We start from the raw sequence: 3,816 nt of genomic DNA on the forward strand, positions 1-3,816 counted from the left end.
GCCGGCCTGCCGACCGCAAGGCTCGCGGCCCAGTGCCGGCGGATGATCATGGCCTATCTCACATGCCCGGCGGGGCGCTCGTGAGGGAAGTTTTCATGTTGGCCGCTCCTTGGGTGTCCCAAAGCGGATCGGAGGTGCTGGGGATATTCATAGGCCTTGAGCCATGGATCAACCCAGTCAGACCAGGCCAGGTCGCGTTTCCAGAAGCTGCTGCTCGGACATGCCACAGCTCTAGGGAACCACCTCGTGCCGCCATCGCGAACAGGATAGGCGGCCAAAGGCACAGAGGATGCAAAGGTGGCGACGGAGCGTTGCTGACATCCCGACCCATTCCGGCCACTCGCGAACAGCCCTGTGCCGCAATGGGGCCTCCGCGTCGCGGCGTTTCGTGTTCGCCGCCGCGGTTAAGGCTGCGCAGCGAGAGAAATGTCGGACGCAGGCTTTTCGCCCTGATCAGCCGGCAGCTTCCGCGACCCCGAACGCCTGCCGGAAACCGATCCTGCCAGCCGGGGTGATCTCCAGCGCCCTCGTTCCGGCGCGGCGCCGCACCCAGCCCCGATCCAGCGCATGGGTGCAGATGGCGGCGCCCAGAGCCCCGGCCAGATGCGGGCGGCGCTCGCTCCAGTCCAGGCAGGGACGGCAGAGCGGGCGGCGGCTATGCATGTCGCGATCCGTCGCCAGGATGCCGAGGGCCTGCATCCTGGCCCGGCCCGAGCCCTGGCAGCTGCTCGCGGCGGCGCTGGCCAGCGGCGCCGGCTGGGTCGCGATGGGGGCGGCCGCCGTGAACGCGCTGATCGCGCCCTGATTCATCCTGCGCCGACCCGCCGCGCTCGGCATGGCCCATAACGGCGCCAGCCTGGGCGGGGTGATCTTCTCGCCGCGGTGGATCGCGCTGATCGCGGGCATCGGCTTTCTGCCGGCGGCCCTGGCCGTCGGTGGCGTCATGGTGGCCGTGGTCGCGACCCTGTCGGTGCTGGTGTTCCGGCACACGCCCGAAAGCATGGGGCAACGCCCGGATGGCGTGGAGGTGGCCGATCCCCGGCCACGAGCGCCGCGAGGCGGTTCGCCCGCGCGCCGCTGGTTCTTTGCCGACGGCAAGTTCGTGACGCTGGCCGCCGGCATGATGCTGGGGCTGTTTGCCCAGATCGGGTTGCTGGCGCATCTGTTCTCGCTGCTGGTGCCGGTGCTGGGCGAGCGCATGGCGGGGCTGGCGATGGGCGGCGCGACGCTCGCCGCGATCCTCGGGCGTTCGGTGGTGGGCTGGATGATGCCGGTCTCGGCCGACCGCCGCCTGGTCGCCTGTGCCAGCTACGGCGTGCAGGTGGCTGGATCGCTGCTGTTCCTGCTGGCGGCGGGCGAGGGCGGGGCTCGGCATTGCGCTCTTCGGGTTGGGGATCGGCAATGCCACCTCGCTGCCGCCGCTGATCGCGCAGCAGGAGTTCACCCCGGCCGAGGTGGCCCGCGTGGTGCCGCTGATCGTCGCCATGGGCCAGGCCGGCTATGCCTTCGCGCCGGCGGCGTTCGGCCTGTTGCGAGGGGATGGCATGATCGACGGATCCGGTTCGGTGCCGCTGTTCGCCTGTGCTGCGGCGATACAGCTGGCCGCGATCGGCTGCCTTCTGGCGGGGCGGGGGGGAAGGCCGGGCTGCCCTCAGCCTGACGCAACACGCCCATGATCTGGGCTTCGGTGAAACGGCTCTTCTTCATCGGAATCTTCTCGTCCATCCTGCCGAGAAAACTCCACGTCCGCATCCCCTTAACCATGGGGAGGATTACCGCAGCAGCTCACAGCCGGAAATCTGTCCAAGGAACGGGGAGTCGCACTGAGCCATCATTGGCATAGTTATTGCGCAGAAACCCTTCGTATCGGCTTACAGGAGCACGATGACGACGGCCCCTGAACAGCTCGAACTGCGTTCTCGATAACCGCAAGATCTAGCGAGGAACAGAAATTGAATAACAGGACAAAGGCAGGACAACCGCAGTTCCTAGCCGATCCAAACAAGCAGCATTTTATCGACGGTACATGGCGGCCATCCGCTTCCGGGGAGAGTATCGAGACATTCAACCCCGCGACCGGCAAGGTCCTGACTACACTGGCGCGCGGTCGCAAGGAGGATGTCGATGCCGCAGTTGCCGCTGCACGGCGTGCGTTCAAGGGGCCGTGGAGCCGTTTCACTCCGCAACAGCGGATGACGCTGATGATGCGAGTCGCCGAGGTCGTGGAGAAAAATTTCGACGAGCTTGCCACACTGGAATCGCTCGATATGGGAGCGCCGCTTGCGCGGACCCGTGGCATGAAAGCCGGCTTGCTGGCCATGATCCGCTACCTTGCTGCACAGGCGGTAAGCTGGACCGGCAGCACGATTCCGAACTCGCTACCTGGCAATGTCACCACGCTCACTCTGAAGGCGCCGGTGGGTGTCGTCGGCGGGATCATCCCGTGGAACGGGCCGCTTATCAGCTTCTGGGGAATCGTGGGCGGCGCCCTGGCGACCGGCTGCACGGTGGTGATCAAGTCCGCCGAGGATGCGTCGCTGACCGCGCTGCGCACGGCGGAACTGCTGGCCGAGATCGGTGTGCCAGAAGGGGTGGTGAATGTCGTCACCGGCCTCGGCGCCGAGGCAGGCGCTGCCTTGGCTGCCCATCCCGATGTGGATCGCATCGCTTTTACTGGCTCGACCGCCACCGGGCGCGAGATCGTCAAGGCCTCTACGGTCAACATGAAGCGTGTACAGGTGGAACTGGGCGGCAAGTCGCCCGACGTGATCTTTGCCGACGCGGATCTCGACAAGGCGGTGCCCGGCGCGGCCATGGGTGTCTTTACCAATTCCGGCCAGATCTGTTCAGCCGGGACCCGCATCTTCGTGCAGCGCACCATCCAAGAGGAGTTCCTGGCCCGGATGGTCGAGTTCAGCAAGGGGATCGTCGTGGGCGACCCCTTCGATCCGAATGTGCAACTGGGTCCTCTTGTCTCGCAGCGTCAATTGGAGCGGGTGATGCATTATGTCTCGGTTGGTGGTTCGGAAGGCGCGGATCTGCGGGCAGGCGGCAGCCGGCTGGGGGGCGATCTGGCGGACGGCTATTTCATCGCGCCGACCGTCTTCAGCAATGTCCACAATGACATGACCATCGCGCGTGAGGAGATCTTCGGCCCTGTCGCCTCGGTTAGGGATGATCCGTGAGATTGGGTCGAGCCAGCGCGTTCCCCGCATATGCGGGGATGAACCGTCCTGTGAAAAACAACGGCTACCATTTTCATCCTTGTTCCCCGCATATGCGGGGATGAACCGGCGCTGGCAGCGGCGCTGATTGAGGACGGCGACTGTTCCCCGTATGCGCCTTCATGCCACTGACCTTCGATCCGGCCTGCATGCTGCACCGCTTCCTGTCGTCGATCCCGAACTCCGTGTTCATGGTCATCGTCTATCTGCGGCTCCGGTGCCTCCTACCCTTGGCGATCGCCCATTGGCTCCCGGATGCCGCCCCGACCCTGTTCTCGTTCTGAGCCGGGCTTCAGGTGCAGTGTGTCCGGGGCTGTGCGTCGATGGTGATGGCGATGGGGTCGCTGGCGGGGAAGGTTCCTTGCAGCGCCAGGTCGAGAAGCGTCTCGATATGCGCCGCCTGTCCCGGATCCCGGTCCCTCGCCGGCGAGGGGGTCTCGTGATCCCCGCCGGCCTCCGCGCCTGGGCTTCCGGGGCCGGGCGATCGGGCGAAATCCAGCGCGCCGCAGCTCAGGATCCTGCCGCTTGCGTTCGCCGTAATCCGAATGCGGCGGCTGGACGAAAAGAAGATCAGCCGCACCGTGCCGGCATC

6 protein-coding genes are annotated in these 3,816 nt (G+C 66.0%); 4 read left to right on the forward strand and 2 right to left on the reverse strand.

Features of this window, described 5'->3' with window-relative positions; genetic code table 11:
• Positions 1-453 precede the first annotated feature (453 nt).
• Positions 454-663, reverse strand: coding sequence for a hypothetical protein (locus IT40_RS29085; RefSeq protein ID WP_208855418.1), 210 nt, complete (start codon positions 661-663; stop codon positions 454-456).
• Between IT40_RS29085 and IT40_RS29090 the strand changes: the two genes are divergently transcribed.
• From IT40_RS29090 to IT40_RS29095, 4 genes are all read left to right on the forward strand, one after another.
• Positions 662-805, forward strand: a complete 144-nt coding sequence (locus IT40_RS29090) for a hypothetical protein (RefSeq protein WP_157034118.1) — start codon at positions 662-664, stop codon at positions 803-805. The two genes, IT40_RS29085 and IT40_RS29090, sit on opposite strands and share 2 nt — an antisense overlap.
• Before the next feature lie 30 nt (positions 806-835).
• Positions 836-1,660, forward strand: a complete 825-nt coding sequence (locus IT40_RS25980; protein ID WP_052096354.1) for an MFS transporter — start codon at positions 836-838, stop codon at positions 1,658-1,660.
• Between the two features lie 292 nt (positions 1,661-1,952).
• Positions 1,953-3,185, forward strand: coding sequence for an aldehyde dehydrogenase family protein (locus IT40_RS25985; RefSeq protein WP_084197486.1), 1,233 nt, complete (start codon positions 1,953-1,955; stop codon positions 3,183-3,185).
• Between the two features lie 161 nt (positions 3,186-3,346).
• Complete coding sequence (locus tag IT40_RS29095; RefSeq protein ID WP_157034119.1) at positions 3,347-3,508, forward strand: hypothetical protein; 162 nt, start codon at positions 3,347-3,349, stop codon at positions 3,506-3,508.
• Between the two features lie 8 nt (positions 3,509-3,516).
• On the opposite strand, the gene IT40_RS29425 is transcribed toward IT40_RS29095, so the two are convergent.
• A partial coding sequence (locus tag IT40_RS29425) for a DUF6522 family protein (RefSeq protein ID WP_036761347.1) occupies positions 3,517-3,816 on the reverse strand: 300 nt, incomplete at its 5' end.

Origin of the sequence: Paracoccus versutus (assembly GCF_000763885.1) — a bacterium.
Lineage (GTDB): Bacteria > Pseudomonadota > Alphaproteobacteria > Rhodobacterales > Rhodobacteraceae > Paracoccus > Paracoccus versutus.

Coding starts and splice junctions, on each gene's coding strand:
- IT40_RS29090 (WP_157034118.1), top strand. CDS start 662: ATGTCGCGATCCGTCGCCAGGATGCCGAGGGCCTGCATCCTGGCCCGG.
- IT40_RS29085 (WP_208855418.1), bottom strand. CDS start 663: ATGCATAGCCGCCGCCCGCTCTGCCGTCCCTGCCTGGACTGGAGCGAG.
- IT40_RS25980 (WP_052096354.1), top strand. CDS start 836: ATGGCCCATAACGGCGCCAGCCTGGGCGGGGTGATCTTCTCGCCGCGG.
- IT40_RS29095 (WP_157034119.1), top strand. CDS start 3,347: ATGCCACTGACCTTCGATCCGGCCTGCATGCTGCACCGCTTCCTGTCG.